Below are 26,000 nucleotides of genomic sequence, written 5' to 3' on the forward strand. Positions count from 1 at the left end.
AAAGAGGATGATCAAATATTGATCATCCTCTTTTTACTAAATCATTAATTTGTTTTTATTTTTTCTAATTCAACTAAGAATTTTGCATTTAATACCTTAATGTATGTTCCTTTCATACCAAGGGAACGAGATTCAATAACACCAGCACTCTCTAATTTACGTAATGCATTCACAATAACAGATCTTGTAATCCCTACACGATCAGCGATTTTACTTGCAACTAATAAACCTTCATTACCATTTAATTCTTCAAAGATATGTTCAATTGCTTCTAATTCACTATAAGACAGTGAGCTAATCGCCATTTGGACGACCGCTTTACTACGAGCTTCCTCTTCAATCTCATCTGCTTTTTCTCGAAGGATTTCCATACCTACAACAGTAGCACCGTATTCTGCTAAAATTAAATCCTCATCAGCAAATTGCTCTTGGACCCTTGCTAATATAAGTGTCCCAAGGCGTTCCCCTCCGCCGATAATCGGGACAATTGTTGTTAAACCATTTTTAAATAACTCACGGTTTTCAACAGGGAAAGCGGTATATTCACTATAAACATCAATATTTGATGATGTTTCAGTAATGTTAAAAAGGTTATTTGTATAGCCCTCAGGGAATTGACGATCTTCAAGCATTTTTTTCATGCGTTCATTTTCAATCTGTTGATTAATCGCAAAGCCTAAAAGCTTTCCTCTACGGCTTACAACAAATATATTCGCTTCAATCACTTCACTTAGTTTCTCAGACATTTCCTTAAAATTTACTGGTTTTCCTGCTGCTCTTTGGAGCATGGCATTAATCTTACGAGTTTTTTGTAATAAAGACATATAATGGTTCCTCCTGTAACATATGAAATTGTAAATACTATAATATAAATTGGCTTAAATCTTTATTTTTCGATATTTTCCCTAGTTTATCTTCTACATATTGCGGTGTAATCACAATCTTTTCAAGGTTAATATCAGGTGCTTCATAAGATAGATCCTCTAAAAGTCGTTCAAGTATCGTATGTAATCTTCGCGCACCAATATTATCAGTGTCCTGATTTACATCAAAGGCCACTTCAGCTACTTTACGAATAGCTTCGTCAGAAAATTCTAATTCTATACCTTCAGTTTCAATTAAAGCTTTATATTGCTTAATCAGTGCATTATCAGGCTCTACTAAAATCTTAACAAAATCTTCAACACTAAGTTTTGTTAGTTCAACCCTAATTGGAAATCTTCCTTGTAACTCCGGTATGAGATCAGATGGTTTTGCTATATGGAATGCACCAGCTGCAATAAATAACATATGATCAGTCTTCACTGATCCATATTTTGTTACAACTGTTGATCCTTCAACAATAGGAAGAATATCTCTTTGTACACCTTCACGGGAAACGTCAGCAGATCCTCCCTTTGACTTCCCAGCAACTTTATCGATCTCATCGATAAAGATAATACCTGTTTGTTCTGCTCTAATGACAGCTTCTTGAGACACTTCATCAAGATCAATCAGCTTACTTGCTTCCTCATTTGTTAATACTTTTCTTGCCTCGCGAACTGTTAATTTTCTTTTTTTCTTTTTCTTTGGCATTAAGCTTCCTAATGCATCCTGCATATTCATGCCCATTTGTTCCATACCCGATCCTTGAAGCATATCAAACATTGATGCTTGTTGTTCTTCAATCTCTACGGTAACATAATGATCTTCAAGCTCACCCAATGCTAATTGATGGGCAATACGACGTCGTTTTTCTTGCATTGATGTATCATCAAAAGCCTGTTCATCTTGCTCCTGTTGCTGATTCGCTGCACCAAAAAGCATTTCAAGGGGGTTTTTAGCAGTGCTATTTTTTTTCTTACCGGGAACAAGGAGTTCAATTAAGCGCTTATTTGCATTTTCCTCAGCAAGCCCTTTTACCCCGGCAATCTTTTCTTCCTTCACTAAACGTACTGCTGTTTCAACTAAATCTCTGACCATCGACTCAACGTCTCTACCTACATATCCAACTTCAGTAAACTTTGTTGCCTCAACTTTAATAAATGGTGCATTAACAAGCTTTGCAATCCTTCTAGCGATCTCCGTTTTCCCAACACCTGTAGGTCCAATCATAAGAATGTTTTTTGGAACAACTTCTTCACGGAGCTTCTCACTTAATAAACTTCTTCTATAACGATTTCTTAATGCAACCGCTACCGCTTTTTTGGCATCCTTTTGTCCCACAATATATTGATCTAAGCGTTCAACAATTTGTTTTGGTGTTAGCTGGTTATTCAATTGGCTCTGCCTCCCTTAAATTAAAGTTCCTCAACAATAATATTTAGATTGGTATAAACGCAAATTTCTCCAGCAATTGTTAGAGCACCCTCTGCGATTTCCTTTGCTGTTAATTGATCACCCGAAAAACGTTTTAAAGCACGGCCTGCAGATAAAGCATAATTTCCCCCAGAGCCAATAGCTAGGATTCCGTCGTCCGGCTCAATCACTTCACCTGTTCCAGATACTAATAATAAATCCTTCTCATTCATGACGATCAACATTGCCTCAAGACGTCTTAACACCTTGTCACTTCGCCATTCTTTTGCTAGTTCGACTGCAGCACGTTGTAAATTCCCATTATATTCTTCCAGTCTGCTTTCAAAGAGTTCAAATAATGTAAAAGCATCTGCAACTGATCCGGCAAATCCTGCAATTACTTTTCCATTAAATAATTTTCTTACCTTTTTAGCAGTATGTTTCATCACAACAGCATTACCTAATGTTACTTGTCCGTCACCTGCCATAGCAGCTTTTCCATTATGATGTATAGCAAAAATTGTTGTCGCGTGAAATTGAGACATTTTTCTACCTCCTGTTTTAAGCATTAAGCTCGAGGATGATGGGTCATATACATTTTCTTTAGATGCTCTTTCGTTACATGTGTATAAACCTGTGTCGATGATAAATGTGCATGACCTAGCAATTCTTGAACACTTCTCATATCAGCACCTTCATTTAATAAATGAGTAGCAAAAGTATGCCTGAACATATGCGGGTGAATATGTAGGACCGAAGAAACATTTTCTATCATCTTGTTTAGGATATGTCTAACTCCCTGGTCAGTTAGCGCTGCACCACGGTGATTAACAAATAAATAAGAATGGTCTTCCTTCACCTTGCTCACCAAGGCCTTTCTACCATCATTTATATATTGATCAATCGCATTATGAGCATAACTACCAAATGGAATATAACGTTGTTTTCCACCTTTTCCGGTGACAAGAATTGTACCGATAAAAAAGTCAATATCAGATAGCTTAATCTCACAGCATTCACTAACACGAATTCCAGTGCCATATAAAATTTCAATTAGTGCTTGGTTTCTTTGTCCTAAAGGAGTGTGAATATCCGATACGGTGAATAATTGCTTAACCTCATCTTCATAAAGAAACTGAGGAATTTTTTTCTCCCTCTTAGGAATCGAAACAAGTGAAAAAGGGTTTTCATGAAGAATTCCTTCCCTAATAAGAAATTTATAAAAGCTTCTCAATGAAGAAATTTTCCTTGAAATTGTTTTCCTAGAATACTTTCTTGTATGTAACTGCGTTAAATATAACCGTATATCATTATATGTAATTTCTTCTAGATGTAGGATTGCTTGTTCTTTCATAAAGGAAAAAAAATCTTCAATGTCTTTGGAATAATTCACAATTGTATATTTTGAATAATTTTTCTCAATTTGTAAATATTCAATAAACAAATTTAAATAATTCTTAACATTTGTCACAGTTTACACCTCACTACAACAAAAGGGCTACTAAATGTTATCACAACAGTAGTAGCCCTTGCAAATTATTTCTATAAATTTTTCGAAATCTTTTGAATTGTTTCTAACGCTCGCTTTGCATGCATATCATTTCGTTCTTTTTTACCTTTTATTTGTTTTGGAAGTGGAGCAAATATTCCAAAATTAGCATTCATTGGTTGAAAATTATCAGCATTTGTTGATGTGATATATTTCGCCATACTTCCAATTGCTGTTTCATTTGGAAATTCTATTAATTCTTTTTCTAAAACAAGGTGTGCTGCATTTATTCCTGCAACTAATCCTGATGCTGCAGATTCTACATAACCTTCAACACCTGTCATTTGCCCTGCAAAGAACAGATCTTTACGATCAATATATTGGTATGTTGGTTTTAAAAGTCTCGGAGAGTTGATAAACGTGTTACGATGCATTACACCGTATCGTACAATTTCAACATTCTCTAGTCCCGGAATAAGAGAAAGCACTTCTTTTTGAGGTCCCCATTTTAAATGCGTTTGGAAGCCAACGATGTTATATAAAGTCCCAGCTGCATCATCTTGACGCAGTTGAACAACTGCAAATGGTCTTTTCCCCGTTTTAGGGTCTTCTAACCCGACTGGTTTTAAGGGTCCAAAAAGCATCGTTTTTCTTCCTCTTTGTGCCATAACTTCTATTGGCATACAACCTTCAAAGAAAATTTCTTTTTCAAATTCTTTTAATGGAACTGTTTCGGCAGCAATTAACGCTTCATAAAATCGATCGAATTCTTCCTCTGTCATTGGACAATTTAAATAAGCTGCTTCTCCCTTATCATATCGAGATTTTAAATAAACCTTATCCATGTCAATGCTATCTTTCTCAACAATAGGTGCTGCTGCATCATAAAAATACAAATATTCCTCACCGGTCAATACCTTTAATTTCTCGGATAGATTTTTTGATGTAAGAGGACCTGTAGCGATAATTGTTGGACCAGTTGGGATTTCTTCAACTTCTTCATTCACTACCGTTACATTGGGATGCCCTTTAACTAGCTCCGTTACTTTACCTGCGAATTCATGTCGATCAACTGCTAGTGCACCGCCAGCTGGTACTGCACATTCGTCAGCTGCTTTTATAATGACTGAATCTAATATCCGCATTTCTTCTTTTAATACACCAACAGCATTTGTTAAATTATTGGCTCTTAATGAATTGCTGCATACCAACTCTGCGAATTTATCCGTATGATGTGCCGGTGTTTGCTTAACAGGTCTCATTTCATATAAGTTAACCTTTATTCCTCTTTTCGCTAACTGCCATGCTGCTTCACTACCTGCTAAACCAGCACCTATAACATTTACAACTGCTTCCTGACTCATTTTATCTAACCCTCCACACTTAAGTGACAATAAAATCTATCTATATGTATTTTCCATTTAGGTTGCTGTAATCATCCATGTTATCTTTATGTATTCTCATTCTTTCCCTAAAAAAAGTGAGCGGTATGTCGCTCACCTATTGTTGTTGTTCCTCTTTATAGTCACATTCCATACACTGTACTTGAACACCTTTTTTCAACTTCTTCTCTACAAGCATGTTGTCACATTTTGGACAGCTTCTTGCAATAGGCTTATCCCATGAGAGAAATTCACATTCTGGGTATTGGTTACAACCATAAAAAATTCTGCGTTTTTTAGATTTTCTCTCAACGATCATGCCTTCCTCACAGTTCGGGCATTTCACCCCAATTTCTTTTACAATCGGTTTTGTATTGCGACAATCTGGAAAGTTAGAGCACGCCATAAATTTCCCAAATCTACCCATTTTGTATACCATAGGGTGTCCGCATTCCTCACAATCAACACCCGCTGGCTCATCTTTAATTTCAATTTTCTCCATTTCATTTTCTGCTTTTTCAAGCCTTGGAGAAAAATCTTTATAAAAATTATCGATGATTTTGATCCACTCAATATGTCCTTCTTCTACTTCATCTAGGCTGTTTTCCATATTAGCGGTAAATTCAACGTTGATAATTTCCGGGAAAAACTCTCTGATTAACTCCAACACAATTTCGCCTAACTCAGTTGGAATAAACCGTTTATTATCTAATGTTACATAGCCTCTTTTTTGTATCGTATCAAGTGTAGGCGCATAAGTTGAAGGTCGACCTATTCCAAGTTCTTCAAGTGTTTTTACAAGCCTTGCTTCCGTATAACGCGGAGGTGGCTGTGTAAAGTGCTGTGATGGTTCAATATCTTTAGAAAAGATCTCATCACCTTCTTTTAAATCTGGTAGCAAACGATCCTTTTCCTCTACCTGATCATCGTTACCCTCAACGTATACTTTCATAAAACCAGGAAACTTAATTTTTGAACCGTTCGCTCTAAACAATACGCCATTGTTTACTAAATCCACACTCATTGTATCTAATACTGCCGAAGCCATTTGACTGGATACAAAGCGTTCCCAAATCAGCTTGTATAATCTTAATTGATCTCTACTTAAATATTCTTTAATGCTAGCTGGGTCTCGTAAGGTTGATGTTGGGCGAATCGCTTCATGGGCATCTTGAGCATTTGTATTCTTTTTAGCTGACTTTGCGGTAGTACCAATATACTCTTTACCATATTTATCTGTAATATACTGAGTTGCTTCGGTTTGTGCAGTATCCGAAATTCTAGTTGAATCAGTTCTCATATACGTAATTAATCCAACTGTACCTTCTTTTCCTAAATCAATTCCTTCATAAAGCTGCTGAGCAATCATCATCGTTTTCTTTGCTCTAAAATTTAATTTTCTAGCTGCCTCTTGCTGTAAAGTTGAAGTCGTAAACGGAACTGCTGGATTTCTTTTTCTCTCTTTCTTCGTTACTTTCTCAACTTTAAATTTGTTCTCTTTTATAATTTCTAAGATCTCTTTTACTTCAGATTCTGTATTTAATGCTTTTTTCTCACCATTTACGCCATAAAATGATGCTTCAAATTCTTTTTGTCCTTTTAAAAATTGCCCTTCAATGGACCAATATTCTTCAGGGACAAATTCTTTTATTTCGTTTTCTCTATCAATAATTAGTCTTACTGCTACAGATTGTACACGACCAGCACTTAGACCTTTTTTTACTTTTTTCCATAATATTGGGCTAATCTTGTAGCCTACCAATCGATCTAACACACGTCTTGCTTGTTGTGCATCAACTAAATCCATATTAATCGAACGAGGATGTTTAAAAGATTCTTTTATAGCATCCTTTGTAATTTCATTAAACACAACTCGACAATCGGAGTTAATATCCACATCAAGACTATGTGCTAAATGCCACGCAATCGCTTCCCCTTCACGATCCGGGTCAGCAGCTAAATAGACTTTTTTCGCCTTTTTTGCAGCTGATTTTAACTCTTTTAGTACAGAGCCTTTTCCTCTAATTGTAATATATTTCGGCTCAAAGTTATGCTCGATATCTACACCAATTTGACTCTTTGGTAAATCACGTACATGTCCCATTGAGGCCTTTACTTTATATTTTTTCCCTAAATAACGCTCGATCGTTTTTGCCTTTGCAGGCGATTCCACAATCACTAAATAGTCCGACATACCTGGTATCCTCCTTAAGAGGTATTCTCTCTTTAATATCTCTCTTCACTTTAACGTTTTATTTAAATTGTTTATAAATATAAATGAATTTTATTCAATATGTGGGTAAAAAGCTCTCGCCTAAATGTTTAGAGCGGTAAAATTCGCTAATCCTATACTGAAATCTCCACTATTATTAAATATTCCTATAAGGTTTGTCAAACATATTAGAAATAAATTACCCTAATCATATACTAATTCTTTAAGAAAAAACATGAATATTTTTACTGAATTAGCATTTTCTTCGTTATTTTGTTTCCCTTATACTGTTCTTATTGTGAAAGATAGGAAATTCTTCAATAATATGTGAAGCATCTTGAACTAGTTTTGCCCCGTTTTGAATTAACTCATTTGTACCAGCACAACATTCATCAAATATGGAGCCCGGAACCGCAAATACCTCTCGATTTTGTTCAAGGGCCTGCTGGGCTGTAATTAGAGATCCACTTCTTTTCTTAGCTTGTATGATAATCGTTCCCATGGAAAGACCGCTAATGATTCGGTTCCTCAGTGGAAAATGCCATTTCTGAGGAGGAGTTGAGGGAGGGTGTTCAGAAAAGATAAGATGTGAGGACATGATTTGTTCTGCTAAAGTGTAATTTTGCTTAGGGTATAAATGATAAAAACCTCCAGCAATCACTGCGATGGTTTTCCCTTTTTGATTAATTGTATGAGTATGGGCTAATGCATCAATTCCTTTTGCCAATCCACTTACAATTACCCAATCATTAATGATTAATGGTTTTATTATATCACCTAGTGCTAATTGACCATATTGACTCGGATTCCTAGTGCCTACAATACTGATAATTTGGGGAGAATGAGACATTTTAATATCACCCTTATAAAACAAATAAGGAGGCGGATCAGGTATTTCTTTTAACAAAGGAGGATACTCATGGTCAAAAAGAGGCAGGAACTTAATATTATCTTTTTGATACATTTTATTAAGGTAGTGGAATGACAATGAGTGATATTCTTCTTTTATAGCTTGAATCTTTTCTTTTTTTACTTGAAAATACGTTTCCCATTCATGGTCTTTCAAATGAAAAAAAAGTTCAAGTGTAGCGTCTGCATTCATGATTTTTCGTAGAATCTGCTGACTAATCCCCTTGCAATGTGCTAATAGAAACAATCTTTTCGTCGTATCTTTTTTCATAGCTTCCTCCATTTTCACATGACAAATAGGAACAGGTTAGCACCTGTTCCTACTATTATATTGATTAATGTGTTTTACATTTTTCAAGTAAGCCTTGCTCTTCTAATACAGAAATAAGTGTTTCTCCCATCACTGATGGAGTATCTGCCACTTTAATTCCACAAGCATTCATCGTTTTAATTTTTTCTTCCGCAGTCCCTTTACCACCAGAAATAATCGCACCAGCGTGTCCCATACGTTTACCTGGAGGTGCAGTTTGACCACCAATGAAGCCTACTACAGGCTTTGTCATATTTGCCTTAACCCATTCCGCAGCTTCTTCTTCGGCTGTACCACCAATTTCTCCAATCATGATAACAGCATACGTATCTTCATCTTCGTTAAATGCTTTTAGTACATCGATAAAGTTTGTCCCATTAACAGGGTCTCCACCAATTCCTACTGCAGTTGATTGGCCAATACCTGCCTGTGATAATTGATGAACTGCTTCATACGTAAGAGTACCAGAACGAGATACAACTCCCACATGTCCTTTTTTATGAATATATCCAGGCATTATACCAATTTTACACTCTTCAGGAGTAATAACACCTGGGCAGTTCGGTCCTACTAGGCGAGTTTTCTTCCCTTCCATGTAGCGTTTCACTTTTACCATATCCATTACAGGAATATGCTCTGTAATACAAATGACCAAATCTAGTTCCGCGTCTACGCCTTCCATAATCGCATCAGCAGCGAAAGGAGCAGGCACATAGATAACAGATGCATTTGCACCAGTTGCTAAAACTGCTTCTTGAACTGTATTAAATACAGGTACACCTTCTACTTCTGTACCACCTTTACCAGGTGTTACACCACCAACAATATTAGTCCCATACTCTAGCATTTGCTTTGTATGGAATAACGCTGTTGATCCAGTTATACCTTGTACAATAACTTTTGTATCTTTATTAATAAATACACTCATGTTTGTCCCCTGCCTTTCTTACTTCACTAATGAAACGATTTTTTGTGCGCCGTCAGCCATAGACTCTGCAGAAGTAATATTTAATCCAGATTCATTTAAAATTTTCTTACCTAATTCAACGTTTGTACCTTCAAGACGTACAACAAGTGGAATTTCTAAGCCAACTTGCTTTGTAGCTTCTACTACACCTTCAGCAATAACATCACATTTCATGATTCCACCAAAGATATTAACAAAAATTCCTTTTACATTTTGATCAGAAAGAATAATCTTGAATGCTTCTGTTACTTTTTCTGCCGTTGCACCGCCCCCAACATCCAGGAAGTTAGCAGGTTCGCCGCCATAATACTTAATAATATCCATTGTTGACATAGCAAGACCAGCTCCATTTACCATACAGCCAATATTACCGTCTAACGAGATATAACTTAAGTCATATTTAGAAGCTTCAATTTCTTTTGGATCTTCTTCATCAAGATCACGATATTCTACAATATCTTTATGGCGATATAATGCATTTGAATCAAAATTTAGTTTTGCATCAAGAGCCATAACTTTTCCGTCACCAGTTACTACTAATGGGTTAATCTCAGCAATTGAACAATCTTTTTCAACAAATACTTGATATAATCCCATCATGAATTTAACTGCTTGTCCAACTAATTCTTTTGGAATATTAATGTTAAATGCAATTCTTCTAGCTTGATAGCCTTGTAGACCAACAGCTGGGTCAATTACTTCTTTAAAGATTTTCTCAGGAGTCTTTTCCGCTACTTCCTCAATCTCTGTTCCACCCTCTTCAGAAGCCATTAGAACCACTCGAGAAGTAGCGCGATCTAATACAAGACCCACATAATATTCCTTCTTGATATCACAGCCCTCTTCGATAAGTAGACGTTTTACTTCCTTACCTTCTGGGCCAGTTTGGTGTGTAACAAGCGTTTTCCCTAAAATTTCTTCTGCATATGTACGTGCTTCGTCAAGGTTTTTCGCAACTTTTACCCCGCCTGCTTTCCCGCGTCCACCTGCATGGATTTGAGCTTTTACTACTACTACATCTGTTCCAAGTTCTTTCGCAGCTTCAACTGCTTCATCTACAGAAAAAGCAACTCGGCCATTCGGTACAGAAACTCCGTATTTACGAAGGAGTTCTTTTCCTTGGTACTCATGGATATTCATTTGCCATCCTCCTAACCAATTTGCATGAATAAAAATTAGACTGCGCTTTCATTTTATATAATAGTTTGAACCTTGTCTACATTTACACATAAAATAGTAAAATTCAAGTTAATTTTTATTTTTTTAGTATAAAAGAAAATAATAAAACTCAGGACTTTTAACTTAGAAAAATCAAAAAAACACTAGTAGAGAGAATACAAGAAATTACCTCATACAATAGGCTTATATATTACGATGTTCTTTCGAGATTAATTCTTTTTCTATGTTATACACAAAAGAAAATATTTCAGCTACTGCTTCATATAATTCTTCAGGGATTTGCTGATGCACCTCCAATTTTGATAAGAGCTCAACAAGGGCCTTGTCCTCATGAACATGAATATCATGATGTTTTGCTGCCTCAAGTATTTCATCAGCTAGTAATCCACTACCTTTTGCAATAACCTTTGGAGCTTGTTCCTTAACATGATCATATCTTAAAGCAATCACTTTTTTTATAGAATCCTTTTCCATCATATTTTTACATCAACCCCTGTATAAGATTCAATACTACCTGTTATGTTAAATTGCTTTTGGGGATGTTTTTGATTTGCTGGTAGTTCAAAAGACTTAACTTTGATTGAAGTTAAATGATAGTCCATTTTATGTAAATGTTCTTTCAGCTTTTCTGTATGTTCGATGACTAATGGTTTTAAAGCCTCAAGATTGTTTGTAATGGTAATTGTCATCACCCTGTTTTGTATTTGAACATCAACAAAAGTTTCTTCGAGAATTGGTAGCTGCAAAAAGAAAATAATCCGGCAAAAGGATGGATCAACTTTTCCATTTTCTTGTTTTTTTCCGTTCCACTGAATTATTAAATCAGTATTGTTTAATGAAAATAACGGAATCTGAGTGATCATTTGTGATGTTGGTCCAAAATCTTGTTGAAGCAATGGTTGACCGTCTATACGAAGTCTAAGTGAATCAATCTGATCTTTTACTGTTCCCTCAACTACTCCTTCTTTACTTACTTCTAACAGCATTTCTCTTAGTGCTTGTAACTCCTGTGAAACTTCTTTTAACGTCAGACCATTGGCAGAATCTAATTTAAATTGCTTTCTTGATATAATGTTTAATAATGATTGTTGCAATTGTTTGACCAAACTTGTTGGTTCATTCAAACCTTGTAGTAAATGAAATAGACTATCAATTTGTTGTGCCAAAGGGATATTGGATTGTGTTTGAACAAGGGACTTTATCACATTTTCTGATAACGGATATTGCTGCTTAATTGCAAATTTTGTCGCATCTATTAATAGCGGTATGTCCTTTTTAGAGGTATTCTTCAGCAACTCTAGTGCTGTTAGCAGCTGCTCCTTTGAAATGGGAATATGGTCTTTTACAAGTTCACTTGCTAATAATATATTTTCTTTCGACGTTTTTTGTTGAAACATCGTAAGCAAATCTTTTGCGACTGATTGCTTTGTTAAAGGACCAACGTCTACTTGCTTCATTATTTTTAGATGAAGTCCTTGTTGTTCAAATCCCTTTACCCGAAACCAATAGCGATCTAAAGCATTTATTGAAGCTTCGAGCTGAGCAACAAGCTTTGTTTGGCCAACTTGAATAAGTGCTTTTTGATCAGGAAAGAGTTTAAGAACTTGTCCTTGAATCACTTGATTATCGACTAATGCCAACTTATTTGTAGTCATATTCATTTGTGTGATAGAATCACGAAACAAGCGTTCCATTGCTGACAATTGTATCATTTTCTTTCCCCACTTTATTTCAAGGTATTAAAAGTTCCTTAACCGGTGCAAAGCTTTTCCGATGATGTTCTGTAACTCCATATTTTTTTAGAGCTGATAAGTGTTGTTTTGTTCCATACCCCATATGTTGATCAAATCCATACTCCGGGTACTGCTCCGAAATATCCTCCATTAATCGATCTCTAGTAACCTTTGCGATGACTGAACTTGCTGCTATAGATATACTTTGCGAGTCACCTTTAATAATTGATGTTTGTGGAATTTGCAAATCAAGTTTCATAGCATCTAACAATAAATAAGCCGGAGCTTTGGAAAGTTTTTTAATAGCCTTTGTCATTGCAAGTTTCGTTGCTTCATAAATATTTATCTCATCAATTATCGAAGGAGAAACAACTCCAACCCCTATTGCTTCTGCTTGTTCATAAATCATGTCATAGAAACGATCTCTCATTGTTGACGTGAGCTTCTTAGAATCAGTTAATCCTGGTATATAGCATTCCTCTTTTAATATAACAGCAGCCGCAACAACCGGTCCTGCTAATGGTCCTCTGCCAACTTCATCAATACCTGCAATAAGATGAAAGCCATTTTTTTTGGCTTCTCTTTCAAACCGAAGCATGCTGTAAAACTGATTTTGAAGTTTTTTCTCATGTTCATACTGTTTGAACCACTTTTCAACTAATTGCTGAACTCCTTTTCTATGATCAGTCAGGCACTCATTGAGAAATGGATCATTTTCGTTTTTAATCGTAGAAAGCTTTTGTTTAATTTCATTTGTCGTTAATTGCATTTGCTGTTTCTCCCTATTTCTGCTACATATTTGATTTTGTATGTACAAATTATATATATATTATATCGGTTCTCAATGAAATAAATAAAGACTCGCGTTTAATTAGCGAGTCGATGGTTTATTAATCATTTAAAAAGTCTTCTGGTGTTTCAAACGATAATCTTCCTAATTTATCTGTTCGAATTTCTCTTAAAATAAGCTCAGATGTTTTATCATAATCAATATATCCACCAGACATCATGCAACCGCGTTTCTTCCCTATTTCATCAAATAGAGGGACAATTTCATCCGGCAGCTCTTCTAAATGAAATCGTTCAAGCAATCTGTTTGGATAGTGTTCTTTTAAAAATGACAAAGCAAACACGGTGATATCTTGCAGGTTCAAAATAGCATCCTTTATTGCACCTGTTGTTGCAAGTTTTTGACCTACTAACTGATCCTCAAACTTAGGCCAAAGAATTCCAGGTGTATCTAATAGCTCTAGCTCATTCCCTACCTTAACCCATTGTTGAGCAGTTGTGACACCTGGCCGATCTCCTGTTTTTGCAATGTTTTTCTTTGCAAGCCTGTTAATTAGCGTTGACTTACCGACATTTGGTATACCAATAATTAAAGCTCGAATTGCACGAGGTTTAATTCCTTTTGCAGCCATTTTATCAAATTTCTCTTTCAAAAGAGTTTTTGATAAGGACGTAATTTGCTTTAATCCTGTTCCTGATTGAGCATCAATCGCAATTGCAGGAATATCGCGATCTTTGAAATATTCAATCCACTTTTTTGTAATTGCCTCATCGGCCTTGTCTGCTTTATTTAATAACACAATTCTTGGCTTTGACGAAACAATGTCATCAATCATTGGATTTCTCGATGACATTGGAATTCTAGCATCAACCAGTTCAAAGACAATGTCGATTAGTTTAAGTTTTTCTGTGACTTGTCTTCTTGCCTTTGCCATATGTCCTGGAAACCATTGTATTGTCATAATAACACCTTCTTTTTTTCTTACTCAACGATACGAATACTAGAGAATGGCCAATAAACTAAACTTGTTTCCCCCATAACCTCTTCGATTGGTATCGTTCCTATATGTCTACTATCTTTACTTTGCCGTCTATTATCACCCATAACAAACAAATGTCCTTCAGGCACCGTAGATTGCCCTGTAATGCTTTCTAAATCAAAGGGCTCTGTTAATGGGCCGTCTATTAGTTCTTTTTTATATTCATCAAGATAGGGCTCTTCATACTTTTCGCCATTTATATAAAGGGTATCGTCTTTATATTCAACATGATCTCCCGGTAAACCTATTACACGTTTAATATAATCTTTATCAACAGTAGCATGAAAAACAACAATATCAAACCGTTCCGGTTCACCAATTTTATAAGAAAATTTATTCACAATCATTCTATCTTGTGTATGTAGTGTTGGCATCATTGAATATCCATCAACTACAATAGGTGCAAAAAAGAAGGATCTTATGATTGCTGCTAAAATGACCGCAATAGCTAAAGCTTTTATCCACTCTAGAAATTCATTTTTCTTTTTTGTCATACTATCACCTGCTTCTAGCAATCATTATGTCCATTGACTATTTCTTGATATACACTTATTTAGTTAAGAAGATCATAAGTTTGACCATATTATTGAAAAAGGAGCTTGTTAAGCAACAAGCTCCTTTTCAACTATACGGACAGAACGGCTGACCCATATATTTGAGACTTAGTAAAAACTAAGCTGTCTTATCGAATTTCTTTAATACGCGCGGCTTTACCACGTAATTGACGTAAGTAGTAAAGTTTAGCACGGCGAACTTTACCGCGACGAATAACTTCTAGCTTCGCGATTTTTGGTGTGTGTACAGGGAAAGTACGTTCAACACCTACACCGTAAGAGATCTTACGAACTGTAAATGTCTCGCTAATTCCACCACCACGACGCTTAATCACAACACCTTCAAATACCTGAATACGCTCACGAGTACCCTCAACGATACTTACGTGTACACGTACAGTATCACCAGGACGGAAAGCAGGTAAATCAGTTTTTAATTGTTCTTTTGTGATTTCTTCAATTAGTTTTTGCATCGTTTTCAACTCCTTCCAACAGATGCTCATTCCAATATTTATTCATTGCAGCGGAACATCGTTTTAAAAGACTGCATCTTATACATCAGCAAGTCACGAGATTTATCTTACCATAACGCATCATTGGGTGCAATAGCTAGTTTTCACTTTGCCACTTTTTTATGAGAGATTTTTGTTTATCAGATAATGGGTACTTTTCTAATAGATCCGGACGTCGTTCATAGGTTCTTTTTAAAGACTGTTCCTCACGCCACTCAGCAATTAATTTGTGATTTCCTGATAAAAGTACTTCAGGGACTTTAAACCCTCTAAAATCGGCTGGTCTTGTGTAGTGCGGGTGTTCAAGCAAGCCAGAACTATACGAATCTAAAATAGGTGAATCTTCATTTCCTAGAACACCAGGAAGCAGCCGAACAACGCTATCTGTTATAACCATAGATGCAAGCTCTCCACCTGTTAAAACAAAGTCACCTATAGAAATTTCTTCTGTTACAAGGTGTTCTCTAATTCTTTCATCATAGCCCTCATAGTGACCGCAAATAAAAAGAAGGTGGTCCTCTCTAGCTAATTCTTCTGCTTTCCCTTGTGTAAACCGTTCACCCTGAGGACATACCAATACCACTTTCGGCTCTGAATTTCCTTGTTTACGAATATCTTCAACAGCATCAAATATCGGCTGTGGTGTCAACACCATTCCGGCTCCTCCACCATATGGATAGTCATCAACGTTTTGATGCTTATTCGAGGAATACTTACGAAAATTTATCACATTAAATGTGACAGCCTCTTTCTCCTGAGCTTTTTTAAGAATTGACTCATTTAATACTCCATGAAACATTTCTGGAAATAGTGTTAAAAAATCAATCTTCATTATTCTAGTAACCCTTCCATTGGTGTAATGATGATTTTCTTTTCATCAATGTTGATTTCTTTTACAATTTCATCAATGTATGGAACGAGCAAGTCTTTTCCTTCTTTTCTTTTGACAACCCAAACATCATTTGCCCCTGTTGCCAGAATTTCACGAATTGTTCCGATTTCTTCCCCACTATCTGTAAACATTTTGCATCCTATGATTTCATGGAAGTAATATTCACCTTCTTCAAGTTCTGATAATTGAGATTCAGATACCTTTAATAAAGAACCCTTAAATGGCTCAACGTCTTGAATAGAGTGCATTCCCTCAAAAGTTAAGAGGTCAAAATTTTTATGTACACGGTGACTATCAACAACAACTTCAACTGGTTCAGCAGAGCCTTCCTTGAAAATATATAATGTATTTCCAGGCTCATATCTTTCTTCAGCAAAATCCGTTTTTGAAATTACGCGCACTTCTCCTTTAATTCCATGTGTGTTGACAATTTTTCCAACATTAAACCATTTCTCGGCCATATTTATCACCTCAGGCGTATTTGATCCACTATACCGTCTTTTATGACAATGGTTTTCTCCTTCATTAATTCATCCCAATTGTCACCAACAGTTATGTCTACTATTGCATCTACTTCTTTTTCTTTTATTTCACTACCAATTGGTAATGTATGTACTTGTTCTAATTGAAACTCAACTAGTTTGATTTTTTCACGACGTTTTTCTATTTCTTTTAAAAATTGCGTAGAGAGTTGTTTACTTGTTTTCTCCACCTTTTTGTATTCAAAATACAATTGATCACATTCTTGCTCGATCATTTTTTTCCGTGAAGAAAATTCTTTTATTAATGATTGCTTACTAGTTTCCGTTATCATTTGTTTAACAGTCACACGGTGGAGTATCTTCATTATTGTTCCTCCCCTATTCAAGCTTAATACGTATAAAAAAGTAAGCCACACCAACTCCATTTTATAAATAGAAGATGTATTAGAAAAACTTTGTTTATAACCAGGTCCTATTGGCGAATGGTTACTATATATGATCATCCATATAATATTTATATGTTCTAATAGTACAAAAAAAGGGGAGGAACCTCCTCACCCTTTTTTTAGTCATTAATCTCTAGTTGAATTCTTTTAGATGAATTAGATCCCGCTGCGTAAACAACAGTTCGAATGGCTTTTGCGATCCGTCCTTGCTTGCCAATTACTTTACCGACATCATCTTTATGAACTGAAAGGCGATAAATCATTTGATGCTCCTGCTCATGTTCAGTGATCTCAATTTGTTCTGGCTTATCAACAAGCGGCTTCACAATTGCCTCGATTAACTCTTTCATCTCAACAGTCATTACTTGCTGTTTTTAGCGTTATGGAATTTTTCCATAATGCCTTCTTTAGAGAACAAGTTACGAACTGTATCAGATGGTTTTGCACCATTTGACATCCATTTAAGAGCTAATTCTTCATTGATTTTAACTTCTGCTGGTTGAGCAACTGGGTTGTAAGTACCTACAACTTCAATGAAACGTCCATCACGTGGTGAACGAGAATCTGCTACTACGATACGATAAAAAGGAGATTTTTTTGCTCCCATACGTTTTAAACGAATTTTAACTGCCATTTATAAAGCACCTCCGAAAATGTTTCAACAAGATAGTATATTATCAAATAAGTTATATGATGTAAAGGTTTTTTTCTTGTCAGTTTAAAAAAAACTTAAAAAAACAAAGTAAATTCTTTATTTTGCGGAATTTAACCCATCTACTCCATTACATAAATGGAAATTTAATTCCACCTTTTTTCTTTCCTTTTGTCATGTTTGTCATTTGCTTCATCATTTTTTTCATGTCTTCAAATTGCTTTAATAAGCGATTCACTTCTTGGACAGTGGTACCGCTGCCTTTCGCAATTCGTTTTTTACGAGAAGCATTCATCATTTCAGGGTTGAGTTTTTCAGCCTTAGTCATGGATTTAATAATTGCCTCAACATGACTTATTTGTTTTTCATCAACCTGTAGGTTTTTTAATCCCTTAACCTTGTTCGCACCGGGTAACATGCCTATAAGATCCTCTAAGGGACCCATATTACGCACTTGTCCAAGCTGCTCAAGGAAGTCATCAAATGTAAAAGATGCTGTGCGCATTTTTTGTTCTAATTCTTTTGCTTTTTCAGCATCAACATTTGTTTGGGCTTTTTCGATGAGTGTTAACACATCACCCATGCCTAGAATTCTTGATGACATTCGTTCTGGATGAAAAGCTTCTAATGCATCAAGCTTTTCTCCTAAACCAACAAACTTTATAGGTGTATTTGTCACAGAGCGAATAGATAATGCAGCTCCGCCACGTGTATCCCCATCAAGCTTTGTCAAAACAACACCTGTTAAACCGAGCTGTTCATTAAAACTTTTGGCTACGTTTACAGCATCTTGACCAGTCATCGCGTCGACAACAAGGAAAATTTCATCAGGTTTAGCAATTTCTTTTACCTGTTCAAGCTCTTCCATTAGATTTTCATCAATATGAAGTCGACCAGCTGTATCAATGATCACATAATCATGGTGCTCTTGTTTTGCATGCTCTAAAGCTTTCTTTGCGATTTCAACTGGACTTACTTGATCTCCCATCGAAAAAACAGGCATATCTAACTGTTTACCTAATGTTTCAAGCTGCTTAATAGCTGCAGGACGATAAATATCTGCCGCAACAAGCAATGGGCTTCGATTATGCTTTTTTCTTAAGAGATTCGCTAGCTTACCAGTAGTTGTTGTTTTACCTGCACCTTGTAACCCAACCATCATAATCACTGTAGGTGGTCGATTTGATACCGCAATTTTACTTTGCTCTCCACCCATTAATTCGGTTAGCTCATCTTTAACTACTTTAATGACCTGCTGACCAGGAGTTAAGCTTTTCATAACCTCTTGACCAACAGCACGTTCACTTACGCGCTTAATAAAATCCTTTACGACCTTGAAGTTAACATCTGCTTCTAGAAGGGCAAGGCGCACTTCGCGCATCATTTCCTTAACATCCGCTTCCGTTACTTTTCCTTTGCCGCGAATTTTGGCCATTGTATTCTGCAGTCGGTCGGCTAATCCTTCAAAAGCCATAAATGCCGCCTCCTAATCTAATTTCTCAAGCTCTTGAAGCAAGACATCAAACTGATTACGATTATCCACTTCAGCAGAGAATTCGCGCAGCTGTGTCATGATCTTCTGGCGCTCTTGAAATTTCTGAAATAATAGTAGCTTTTTCTCATATTGCTCCAGCATTGCTTCAGTCCGTTTAATGTTATCGTAAACAGCTTGTCTACTAACACTGTACTCTTCCGCAATTTCACCAAGGGAGTAATCATCAAGATAGTATAAGGACATATAGCTCTTCTGCTTAGGGGTTAACAACGATTGATAAAAATCAAAAAGATACGTTAACCTCGTCGTTTTTTCAAGCATCATGCCGATCCACCCCTTTGTTAAGTGAATTACCTTTACAACATATAAGTCTACATACGAAGTATTTTCTTGTCAAGTAGTATAAAGGTAAAGAATAGTAATTTGAAAAAGCTAACCAATATGAGGTTAGCTTTCATTCTGATTTATCCCACTCTTAACGGGCAGTAACCCCCAACTTAAGCTTCTGAGTTTACAAACAAGATAGTTTGCCCGTAAAGATACGATTGGTTCAACTAGCCATCACTGGGGGATGAAGAACTCCCCCACTGATGGAAGTTTCACTTTATTCCGTTTCTTGCTCCTCAATAATTCCTGAGAACAACCCGTAAACATATTGCTCTGTATTAAACTCTTGTAAATCATCCATTTTTTCACCTAAACCAACGAACTTTACCGGAATATCTAGTTCGCCTTTTATGGCTAAAACAATTCCACCTTTCGCCGTACCATCTAACTTAGTGAGAACAATACCTGAAACATCTGTTGCTTGTGAGAATTGTTTGGCTTGTGTCATCGCGTTTTGACCTGTTGTTGCATCAAGTACAAGTAATACCTCATGTGGGGCCCCAGGGATTTCACGTTCAATCACACGTTTTACCTTTTCAAGCTCTTTCATGAGATTTACTTTATTTTGCAGACGGCCAGCTGTATCACATAATAGAACATCAACCTGTCTTGCTTTTGCAGCTTGTACAGCATCATACATGACTGCTGCAGGATCTGAGCCTTCTGATTGTTTAATCACATCCACTCCGACTCTGTCACCCCAAACCTCTAGTTGTTCGATTGCTCCTGCCCTAAATGTGTCCCCAGCTGCTAAAAGAACAGTGTTTCCTTCACTTTTTAACTTGTGAGCTAATTTGCCAATTGTAGTTGTTTTTCCAACACCATTAACACCAACAAATAAAATGACATTAAGTCTGCCCTGTTCAAGATTTAATTTGTTAATGAGGTCTTCATCACTGTCACCTTCATAGATTTCGATAAGCTTTTCTGAGATTACAGATTGAACTTCCTTTGTATCTTGAATATTGCGTTTTTTCACTTCCATTTTTAACTCATCAATTAAATCCATTACAGTAGCGACACCAACATCCGCGCTTATTAAAAGTTCTTCAAGCTCCTCGAAAAAATCCTCGTCTACTTTTCGATATCTTGCAACTAAATCATTCATTTTACCTGCAAATGAATCTCGAGTTTTTGTTAAGCCCTCTTTGAATTTTTCCGTTACTGCATCTGTTTGTTGGGTGATTTTTTCCTTTAATTTTTTAAAAAAACTCATTCTAATAAATCGTCCTTTCGGTTAAGATTGAACTAATTCTTTTGTCTCTTCTAGTCTAACTGACACAAGTTTTGAAACACCTGACTCTTGCATCGTTACTCCATATAATACATCAGCTTCTTCCATTGTGCCTTTCCGGTGTGTGATGACGATAAATTGAGTTTCATGACTGAACTTCTTTAAATACTGGGCAAATCGATGTACATTGGCCTCATCAAGAGCTGCCTCTACTTCATCTAGTACACAAAACGGAACAGGTCGGACTTTCAGGATGGAAAATAGTAAAGCAATAGCTGTTAGCGCACGTTCTCCCCCGGAAAGCAAGCCAAGATTTTGCAGTTTTTTTCCTGGCGGCTGTGCAACAATTTCTACACCTGTGTTTAACAAATCACTAGGATCCGTTAGTTTAAGCTCTGCTCTTCCCCCGCCAAATAGTGCTTGGAATACAGATTCGAAGTGTGAGCGAATCGCATTAAAGGTTTGTTCAAACCTTTTTTTCATTTCGTCATCCATTTCATCGATCACTTGATAAAGTGTATCTTTTGCTTCTAATAAATCATCACGCTGCTCTGTCAAAAAGGTGAATCGTTCAGAAACACGTTCATATTCATCAATCGCCCCTAAGTTTACCGTTCCTAATTCATCAATTGCAAGTTTGATCAGCTTAACACGCTTTCTCGCTTCCTCTACTTCAACCTCAAGTGAGTATTTCTCTTTTGCTCCGTCATAGGTTAAGAGATATTCCTCACGTAAATGATTTAAGCGATTATCAAGTTCGACGTCAAGTCTGTTTAGCTTCACTTCCTCATCTTTTAGGATATCCTGCAATTGTTTATCCTGACGTTTCAACTCTTTTAGCTCATTTTCTTCAAATTCAAGTTTTCCTTGCAAATGCAAACGTTCCTCTCTCCTGCTTGCAATTAATTCAATTGTTTTATTCTTATCTTGAAGCTTTTTTGTTGCTGCTTCTTCTAGTTTTTCTTCTCCTGATGAGCTTGATGACATTTCATTCGAAAGTAGAGAATAATCTTCTGCTGCCTCATCATGTTTTTGTTGTGCCTGTATTAGTTCTGCATTAATTCTTTCTACTTTTTCCTTCTGATTTTCAAATAACTGTTGTTTGCCTGCTAGCACAACTTTTAATTCCGTTAGTTCACCTTGCAGTTCATCTTTTGAGGTTTGCTGTGAACTTTTCTTCTTAGACATTTCTTCAATTTTTTGATCTAGTTCAACTATTTTTGTTGACACTTCTTGTAGTTTGACCTCAAGCTCTTTTTTGCGCCGTTCCATTCGATCCTTTTCAGCGTCATATGCTTCACGTTCTGCATCATATAAAGTTAAATGATCATTTACATTTTTTTCATTCAATTCGATTTCCCGAATTTCGCCCCGAATTCTTTGTTCTTCTAACCTGAGGGTTTCACCTTTAGATCGTAATTTCTCAAGCAAATTTTCTTGCTCTACTATCATGCTCTTCGTTGCCTTCACATCTTTTTCTAACTCTTCCGTTTTCTCTTCCATCACCGCTAATTTTTCCACAATTTGTTCAACTTCTCGTTGTCGACTTAATAAAGAATTGTTTTTTTGCTTAACAGCTCCACCAGTCATCGAGCCTCCAGGATTTACAACATCTCCTTGCAGTGTTACAAGTCGATAACGATAATTCATTAACTTTGCGATATCATTTGCTCCTTTAAGATCAGAGGTAACAATGACTGTTCCAAGAAGATTAGCGATAATGGATTTAAACATAGGTTCGTATTTCACTAGATTCTTGGCTATCCCAATAAAAGCAGGATGATTTTGAATCAAATTTAAGTCATGCTGGTTGATGGCACGCTCTTTTATAACAGACAGAGGGAGAAAAGTAGCTCGACCATAAGAATTTTGCTTTAAGAATTGGATCGCTTTTCTTGCAGCTCCTTCATCTTCAACAACCACATGCTGCATGGAGCTGCTTAACGCAATTTCAATTGCTGTTTCAAAGTCCTTGTCTGTTGTAATTAATTCTGCGACAGCTCCATGAATTCCTCCGAGCTTATCTTTTGCTTTAAGGATTTCTTTAACTCCTTGGAAAAAACCTGCATAGTCTTCTTGCATTGATTCTAATACTTCTTTTCGTGAACGAGTTTGTTGTAACAATTGATATGCCTGATATAATGCAGATTCCTTTTTTTGAAAAGAATTTTTAAGGTTTTCTAGTTTATTAGATGTGTCGCGAAAACTCTTGATTTGATCTGATAATTGTTTTTCTACAAGAGAATAATTAGCTTCAATCTTTAATTTTTTCTCTAAGATTTCTTGACGCTCTTCCACATAACGTTTATTCGAGTCTAGCAATCTCTCATTTTTTCTTTCTTGCTGAGATAATTGTTCATTTAAATATTGAATCTCATTACGAGCAGTTGCTTGCTCATTTAGTAGTTCAAAATATTCGCTTTTTAATTCTTCAATTAGCTCGTCGATATTTTGATCATATGACAATGCCATCTTTTGTTTTTCTGACAAATCTTTTTTTATAATCTCTAATTCGTTTGTATAGACTTCAAGAAGCATTTCCTGTTCTGATTTTTCATTACGTAATTGAGAAATTTGTGTTGTTAATTCTTCAATTGTCTTTTCTAATTGCGCTTTATTTTGATGAGCATTTTTCTTTCTTTCTTTAAGTACTTCTTTTCTACCTTCTAGCTTTTCTAACTCTTCACTTGCTAAGAGAAGAACCTGTTGAAGATCATCTATAGAGTCGTCTAATGCACTCACATGATCTTTCATTTGTTCAACAGCAGCTTCTTTTTTCTGCATTGTAGCAGAAAGGTTTACCTCAAGGTCCTTATTTTTTTCAACAGATTTAGAAAGAGTTTCATACTTTTGATGAAGCTCCTCTATCTCATATACTGTTAAAGCCACTTCAATCTGTTCAAGTTCTTCCTTTTTTTCCAAGTAGTCCTTGGCAATTGAAGCTTGTATCTTTAATGGTTCAACCTGCCCTTCCAATTCATGAAGAATATCATTGACACGATTTAGATTTTCCTGGGTTTCAGCAAGTTTATATTCTGCCTTCTTTTTTCGAGATTTATATTTTAATACTCCTGCAGCCTCTTCAAAAATCGTACGTCGTTCCTCTGATTTGCTGCTAAGAATCTCTTCTACTTTCCCTTGGCTTATGATTGAAAATGCTTCTTTTCCTAAACCCGAATCCATAAACAGGTCTACTATATCCTTTAATCGACAGCTTTGTTTATTGATAAAGAACTCACTTTCTCCTGAACGGTACACGCGGCGAGTAACACTCACCTCATGATAATCAATTGGAAGAAAATGGTCTTCGTTATCTAATGTTAGGGTTACTTCTGCAACATTAAGACTCCTTCTAGAATCGCTACCTGCAAAAATAATATCCTCCATTTTTACACCGCGTAAAGATTTTGCCGACTGTTCTCCAAGCACCCATCTTATACCGTCGGTAATATTACTTTTTCCACTGCCATTAGGTCCTACTACTGCGGTAACACCTTTGACAAAATCTACGGTGACTCGTTCAGCAAAGGACTTGAATCCAACAATATCCAAACGTTTGAGGAACATTGTGATCCTCCTTACTTTTTCTTTTTATGATGTAATCGTCAATTGTGTTGTAAACGACTTTCTTTATGCTTCATATTTATGACAAACTATTTCATATTTTATCATAATATGTCGATATAACTGATAGTTTTTTTAAACCTTGCATGATTATAGAAAGATAAACCTTAAAAAAGGACAACTCCTTCATTTCGTGTGTTTTTTCATCACATACGATCATGAGGTTGTCCTTTAAACTAGACATTATTTATTGATTTGTTGGAGCTTTGATAGAGCTTCTTGTGCAGCATGCTGTTCGGCTTCTTTTTTTGATTTGCCGCTTCCTGTTCCATACACCTCACCATTTAACGATACAGTTGAGACGAATTCACGGTTATGTGCAGGCCCTTTTTCATGGAGAATTTTATACTCTAATGTCCCTTTTGTATCTCTTTGAACAAGCTCTTGAAGTTGACTCTTGAAATCCATCACATGTGAAAAAGCTCCTTCATCTACTTTAGGAATGACAAACTTTTCCAAAAATTGGACTGCCGCATTAAGTCCTTGATCCAAATATAGTGCTCCAATGAATGCTTCGAAAACGTCAGCAAGTAATGCAGGTCGAGTGCGCCCACCAGTCATTTCTTCTCCTTTTCCTAATAACACCAAATTACCGAATGATAGGGAATTAGCAAAACCAACAAGTGATGGTTCACACACGATTGCAGCGCGTAGTTTCGTTAGTTCTCCTTCGCTCATCATAGGATATTTCTTATATAGGTATTGAGAAATTGTCAATTCAAGAACAGCATCACCTAAGAATTCTAACCTCTCATTGTCTTCATATGGTTTTTTTCGATGCTCATTAACATATGATGAATGAGTGAAAGCTTGATACAAGAGTTTTTCATTCGCGAACGTATGACCAATATTCTCTTGAAATTTTTTAAACTCTTCCGCTTTTTTAGCAAAAGAACGTCTCTCTTTATAATTAATATGTCTTGCCATAGCTTGGTACCTCCAATTTAGATGCGAAAGTAACTCCTTGTTTAACCTTATATAAGACACTTCATAATTGAAGGTAATTGTTTTTGTTCCCTTGAATTATGAAGTAGCTTATGTTATTCCAAATTTGTTTTCTCTAGTATACAGTATGCTTATAATTAAGCATAGAAGTCTAATATTACGTAAAAATATTGAGTTTGAAAAGGCTAAATAAAAGGGGTAAAGTCCCGTAATACATACGGGACTTTATCAGCAACATTACTGTTGGCTATTTATGTAGTTAACAGCGTCACCCACTGTACCGATTTTTTCTGCATCTTCGTCAGAAATTTCCATATCGAACTCATCTTCAAGTTCCATAACAAGCTCAACTACATCTAGGGAATCTGCTCCAAGATCATCTTTAAATGAAGACTCCAACTTTACTTCAGCTTCATCAACACCTAAGCGGTCAACGATAATCTTTGTTACACGTTCTAAAACATCTGCCATTTTCCTTCACCTCCCCTCA

General features: G+C 36.0%; 26 protein-coding genes. All 26 read right to left on the reverse strand.

The features are described from left to right. Positions 1 to 44 precede the first annotated feature (44 nt). The 26 genes from codY to acpP all read right to left on the reverse strand — a co-directional run bounded on the left by codY (position 45) and on the right by acpP (position 25,981). On the reverse strand, positions 45 to 824 hold the full coding sequence (codY, locus tag AC4GZ8_RS18315; RefSeq protein WP_491083344.1) for a GTP-sensing pleiotropic transcriptional regulator CodY: 780 nt from the start codon (positions 822 to 824) through the stop codon (positions 45 to 47). A gap of 37 nt (positions 825 to 861) precedes the next feature. Beyond that, on the reverse strand, positions 862 to 2,259 hold the full coding sequence (gene hslU, locus AC4GZ8_RS18320) for an ATP-dependent protease ATPase subunit HslU (protein ID WP_491083345.1): 1,398 nt from the start codon (positions 2,257 to 2,259) through the stop codon (positions 862 to 864). A gap of 20 nt (positions 2,260 to 2,279) precedes the next feature. Further along, entirely contained in the window at positions 2,280 to 2,822 is a 543-nt protein-coding gene (gene hslV, locus AC4GZ8_RS18325) for an ATP-dependent protease subunit HslV (protein ID WP_491083346.1), read from the reverse strand. 23 nt (positions 2,823 to 2,845) lie between these two features. Beyond that, the gene (xerC, locus tag AC4GZ8_RS18330) at positions 2,846 to 3,748 is read right to left on the reverse strand and encodes a tyrosine recombinase XerC (protein ID WP_491083347.1); all 903 of its coding nucleotides are present in this window, start codon (positions 3,746 to 3,748) and stop codon (positions 2,846 to 2,848) included. Between the two features lie 71 nt (positions 3,749 to 3,819). Further along, positions 3,820 to 5,130: an FADH(2)-oxidizing methylenetetrahydrofolate--tRNA-(uracil(54)-C(5))-methyltransferase TrmFO gene (gene trmFO, locus AC4GZ8_RS18335; RefSeq protein WP_491083348.1), complete on the reverse strand. Its 1,311-nt coding sequence runs from the start codon at positions 5,128 to 5,130 to the stop codon at positions 3,820 to 3,822. Between the two features lie 136 nt (positions 5,131 to 5,266). Continuing rightward, positions 5,267 to 7,342, reverse strand: a complete 2,076-nt coding sequence (topA, locus tag AC4GZ8_RS18340) for a type I DNA topoisomerase (RefSeq protein ID WP_491083349.1) — start codon at positions 7,340 to 7,342, stop codon at positions 5,267 to 5,269. A 286-nt stretch (positions 7,343 to 7,628) separates the two neighbouring features. Next, positions 7,629 to 8,540, reverse strand: coding sequence for a DNA-processing protein DprA (gene dprA / locus AC4GZ8_RS18345; RefSeq protein ID WP_491083350.1), 912 nt, complete (start codon positions 8,538 to 8,540; stop codon positions 7,629 to 7,631). A 64-nt stretch (positions 8,541 to 8,604) separates the two neighbouring features. Beyond that, a complete protein-coding gene (gene sucD, locus AC4GZ8_RS18350; protein ID WP_491083351.1) occupies positions 8,605 to 9,507 on the reverse strand; it encodes a succinate--CoA ligase subunit alpha in 903 nt (300 codons plus the stop codon). Positions 9,508 to 9,525: 18 nt separating this feature from the next. Further along, complete coding sequence (gene sucC, locus AC4GZ8_RS18355) at positions 9,526 to 10,686, reverse strand: ADP-forming succinate--CoA ligase subunit beta (protein WP_491083352.1); 1,161 nt, start codon at positions 10,684 to 10,686, stop codon at positions 9,526 to 9,528. Positions 10,687 to 10,908: 222 nt separating this feature from the next. Continuing rightward, entirely contained in the window at positions 10,909 to 11,202 is a 294-nt protein-coding gene (locus AC4GZ8_RS18360; protein ID WP_491083353.1) for an EscU/YscU/HrcU family type III secretion system export apparatus switch protein, read from the reverse strand. Continuing rightward, complete coding sequence (locus AC4GZ8_RS18365; protein WP_491083354.1) at positions 11,199 to 12,437, reverse strand: hypothetical protein; 1,239 nt, start codon at positions 12,435 to 12,437, stop codon at positions 11,199 to 11,201. The genes AC4GZ8_RS18360 and AC4GZ8_RS18365 overlap by 4 nt, the downstream gene beginning before the upstream one ends. A gap of 19 nt (positions 12,438 to 12,456) precedes the next feature. Next, complete coding sequence (gene rnhB / locus AC4GZ8_RS18370; RefSeq protein ID WP_491083355.1) at positions 12,457 to 13,227, reverse strand: ribonuclease HII; 771 nt, start codon at positions 13,225 to 13,227, stop codon at positions 12,457 to 12,459. A gap of 121 nt (positions 13,228 to 13,348) precedes the next feature. Continuing rightward, positions 13,349 to 14,209 (reverse strand): ribosome biogenesis GTPase YlqF, encoded by an 861-nt coding sequence (ylqF, locus tag AC4GZ8_RS18375; RefSeq protein ID WP_491083356.1) that lies wholly within the window; start codon positions 14,207 to 14,209, stop codon positions 13,349 to 13,351. A 20-nt stretch (positions 14,210 to 14,229) separates the two neighbouring features. After that, a complete protein-coding gene (lepB, locus tag AC4GZ8_RS18380) occupies positions 14,230 to 14,781 on the reverse strand; it encodes a signal peptidase I (protein WP_491083357.1) in 552 nt (183 codons plus the stop codon). A gap of 188 nt (positions 14,782 to 14,969) precedes the next feature. Further along, positions 14,970 to 15,314 carry a 50S ribosomal protein L19 gene (gene rplS / locus AC4GZ8_RS18385; protein WP_072580071.1) on the reverse strand — a complete coding sequence of 115 codons (345 nt, stop codon included), beginning with the start codon at positions 15,312 to 15,314 and terminating at the stop codon, positions 14,970 to 14,972. A 136-nt stretch (positions 15,315 to 15,450) separates the two neighbouring features. Beyond that, positions 15,451 to 16,185 (reverse strand): tRNA (guanosine(37)-N1)-methyltransferase TrmD, encoded by a 735-nt coding sequence (gene trmD, locus AC4GZ8_RS18390; RefSeq protein ID WP_491083358.1) that lies wholly within the window; start codon positions 16,183 to 16,185, stop codon positions 15,451 to 15,453. Further along, positions 16,185 to 16,706 carry a ribosome maturation factor RimM gene (gene rimM, locus AC4GZ8_RS18395; protein ID WP_491083359.1) on the reverse strand — a complete coding sequence of 174 codons (522 nt, stop codon included), beginning with the start codon at positions 16,704 to 16,706 and terminating at the stop codon, positions 16,185 to 16,187. The genes trmD and rimM overlap by 1 nt, the downstream gene beginning before the upstream one ends. Before the next feature lie 5 nt (positions 16,707 to 16,711). Next, complete coding sequence (locus AC4GZ8_RS18400) at positions 16,712 to 17,092, reverse strand: YlqD family protein (RefSeq protein ID WP_491083360.1); 381 nt, start codon at positions 17,090 to 17,092, stop codon at positions 16,712 to 16,714. 200 nt (positions 17,093 to 17,292) lie between these two features. After that, entirely contained in the window at positions 17,293 to 17,523 is a 231-nt protein-coding gene (locus AC4GZ8_RS18405) for a KH domain-containing protein (RefSeq protein WP_491083448.1), read from the reverse strand. A gap of 11 nt (positions 17,524 to 17,534) precedes the next feature. Beyond that, positions 17,535 to 17,807 carry a 30S ribosomal protein S16 gene (rpsP, locus tag AC4GZ8_RS18410; RefSeq protein ID WP_121661385.1) on the reverse strand — a complete coding sequence of 91 codons (273 nt, stop codon included), beginning with the start codon at positions 17,805 to 17,807 and terminating at the stop codon, positions 17,535 to 17,537. Positions 17,808 to 17,955: 148 nt separating this feature from the next. Then, positions 17,956 to 19,299, reverse strand: a complete 1,344-nt coding sequence (ffh, locus tag AC4GZ8_RS18415; RefSeq protein ID WP_491083361.1) for a signal recognition particle protein — start codon at positions 19,297 to 19,299, stop codon at positions 17,956 to 17,958. A 12-nt stretch (positions 19,300 to 19,311) separates the two neighbouring features. Continuing rightward, on the reverse strand, positions 19,312 to 19,644 hold the full coding sequence (locus tag AC4GZ8_RS18420) for a putative DNA-binding protein (RefSeq protein WP_491083362.1): 333 nt from the start codon (positions 19,642 to 19,644) through the stop codon (positions 19,312 to 19,314). 280 nt (positions 19,645 to 19,924) lie between these two features. Further along, positions 19,925 to 20,923, reverse strand: a complete 999-nt coding sequence (ftsY, locus tag AC4GZ8_RS18425; RefSeq protein ID WP_491083363.1) for a signal recognition particle-docking protein FtsY — start codon at positions 20,921 to 20,923, stop codon at positions 19,925 to 19,927. Between the two features lie 21 nt (positions 20,924 to 20,944). Continuing rightward, on the reverse strand, positions 20,945 to 24,508 hold the full coding sequence (smc, locus tag AC4GZ8_RS18430) for a chromosome segregation protein SMC (RefSeq protein WP_491083364.1): 3,564 nt from the start codon (positions 24,506 to 24,508) through the stop codon (positions 20,945 to 20,947). A gap of 240 nt (positions 24,509 to 24,748) precedes the next feature. Continuing rightward, the gene (rnc, locus tag AC4GZ8_RS18435) at positions 24,749 to 25,492 is read right to left on the reverse strand and encodes a ribonuclease III (protein ID WP_491083365.1); all 744 of its coding nucleotides are present in this window, start codon (positions 25,490 to 25,492) and stop codon (positions 24,749 to 24,751) included. Between the two features lie 255 nt (positions 25,493 to 25,747). Next, positions 25,748 to 25,981 carry an acyl carrier protein gene (gene acpP / locus AC4GZ8_RS18440; protein WP_026559383.1) on the reverse strand — a complete coding sequence of 78 codons (234 nt, stop codon included), beginning with the start codon at positions 25,979 to 25,981 and terminating at the stop codon, positions 25,748 to 25,750. Between the last annotated feature and the right edge of the window lie 19 nt (positions 25,982 to 26,000).

The organism is Metabacillus sp. RB-C-LZQ-3-1, assembly GCF_058315175.1.

What these genes read in the sequence shown, in the direction of transcription:
- AC4GZ8_RS18420 (WP_491083362.1), bottom strand. Translation starts at nt 19,644, where the DNA reads ATGATGCTTGAAAAAACGACGAGGTTAACGTATCTTTTTGATTTTTAT.
- lepB (WP_491083357.1), bottom strand. Translation starts at nt 14,781, where the DNA reads ATGACAAAAAAGAAAAATGAATTTCTAGAGTGGATAAAAGCTTTAGCT.
- codY (WP_491083344.1), bottom strand. Translation starts at nt 824, where the DNA reads ATGTCTTTATTACAAAAAACTCGTAAGATTAATGCCATGCTCCAAAGA.
- ffh (WP_491083361.1), bottom strand. Translation starts at nt 19,299, where the DNA reads ATGGCTTTTGAAGGATTAGCCGACCGACTGCAGAATACAATGGCCAAA.
- rplS (WP_072580071.1), bottom strand. Translation starts at nt 15,314, where the DNA reads ATGCAAAAACTAATTGAAGAAATCACAAAAGAACAATTAAAAACTGAT.
- rimM (WP_491083359.1), bottom strand. Translation starts at nt 16,706, where the DNA reads ATGGCCGAGAAATGGTTTAATGTTGGAAAAATTGTCAACACACATGGA.
- AC4GZ8_RS18365 (WP_491083354.1), bottom strand. Translation starts at nt 12,437, where the DNA reads ATGATACAATTGTCAGCAATGGAACGCTTGTTTCGTGATTCTATCACA.
- smc (WP_491083364.1), bottom strand. Translation starts at nt 24,508, where the DNA reads ATGTTCCTCAAACGTTTGGATATTGTTGGATTCAAGTCCTTTGCTGAA.
- AC4GZ8_RS18405 (WP_491083448.1), bottom strand. Translation starts at nt 17,523, where the DNA reads ATGAAAGAGTTAATCGAGGCAATTGTGAAGCCGCTTGTTGATAAGCCA.
- topA (WP_491083349.1), bottom strand. Translation starts at nt 7,342, where the DNA reads ATGTCGGACTATTTAGTGATTGTGGAATCGCCTGCAAAGGCAAAAACG.
- hslV (WP_491083346.1), bottom strand. Translation starts at nt 2,822, where the DNA reads ATGTCTCAATTTCACGCGACAACAATTTTTGCTATACATCATAATGGA.
- rnhB (WP_491083355.1), bottom strand. Translation starts at nt 13,227, where the DNA reads ATGCAATTAACGACAAATGAAATTAAACAAAAGCTTTCTACGATTAAA.
- trmFO (WP_491083348.1), bottom strand. Translation starts at nt 5,130, where the DNA reads ATGAGTCAGGAAGCAGTTGTAAATGTTATAGGTGCTGGTTTAGCAGGT.
- rnc (WP_491083365.1), bottom strand. Translation starts at nt 25,492, where the DNA reads ATGGCAAGACATATTAATTATAAAGAGAGACGTTCTTTTGCTAAAAAA.
- ylqF (WP_491083356.1), bottom strand. Translation starts at nt 14,209, where the DNA reads ATGACAATACAATGGTTTCCAGGACATATGGCAAAGGCAAGAAGACAA.
- sucD (WP_491083351.1), bottom strand. Translation starts at nt 9,507, where the DNA reads ATGAGTGTATTTATTAATAAAGATACAAAAGTTATTGTACAAGGTATA.
- ftsY (WP_491083363.1), bottom strand. Translation starts at nt 20,923, where the DNA reads ATGAGTTTTTTTAAAAAATTAAAGGAAAAAATCACCCAACAAACAGAT.
- acpP (WP_026559383.1), bottom strand. Translation starts at nt 25,981, where the DNA reads ATGGCAGATGTTTTAGAACGTGTAACAAAGATTATCGTTGACCGCTTA.
- rpsP (WP_121661385.1), bottom strand. Translation starts at nt 17,807, where the DNA reads ATGGCAGTTAAAATTCGTTTAAAACGTATGGGAGCAAAAAAATCTCCT.
- sucC (WP_491083352.1), bottom strand. Translation starts at nt 10,686, where the DNA reads ATGAATATCCATGAGTACCAAGGAAAAGAACTCCTTCGTAAATACGGA.
- AC4GZ8_RS18400 (WP_491083360.1), bottom strand. Translation starts at nt 17,092, where the DNA reads ATGAAGATACTCCACCGTGTGACTGTTAAACAAATGATAACGGAAACT.
- trmD (WP_491083358.1), bottom strand. Translation starts at nt 16,185, where the DNA reads ATGAAGATTGATTTTTTAACACTATTTCCAGAAATGTTTCATGGAGTA.
- dprA (WP_491083350.1), bottom strand. Translation starts at nt 8,540, where the DNA reads ATGAAAAAAGATACGACGAAAAGATTGTTTCTATTAGCACATTGCAAG.
- AC4GZ8_RS18360 (WP_491083353.1), bottom strand. Translation starts at nt 11,202, where the DNA reads ATGATGGAAAAGGATTCTATAAAAAAAGTGATTGCTTTAAGATATGAT.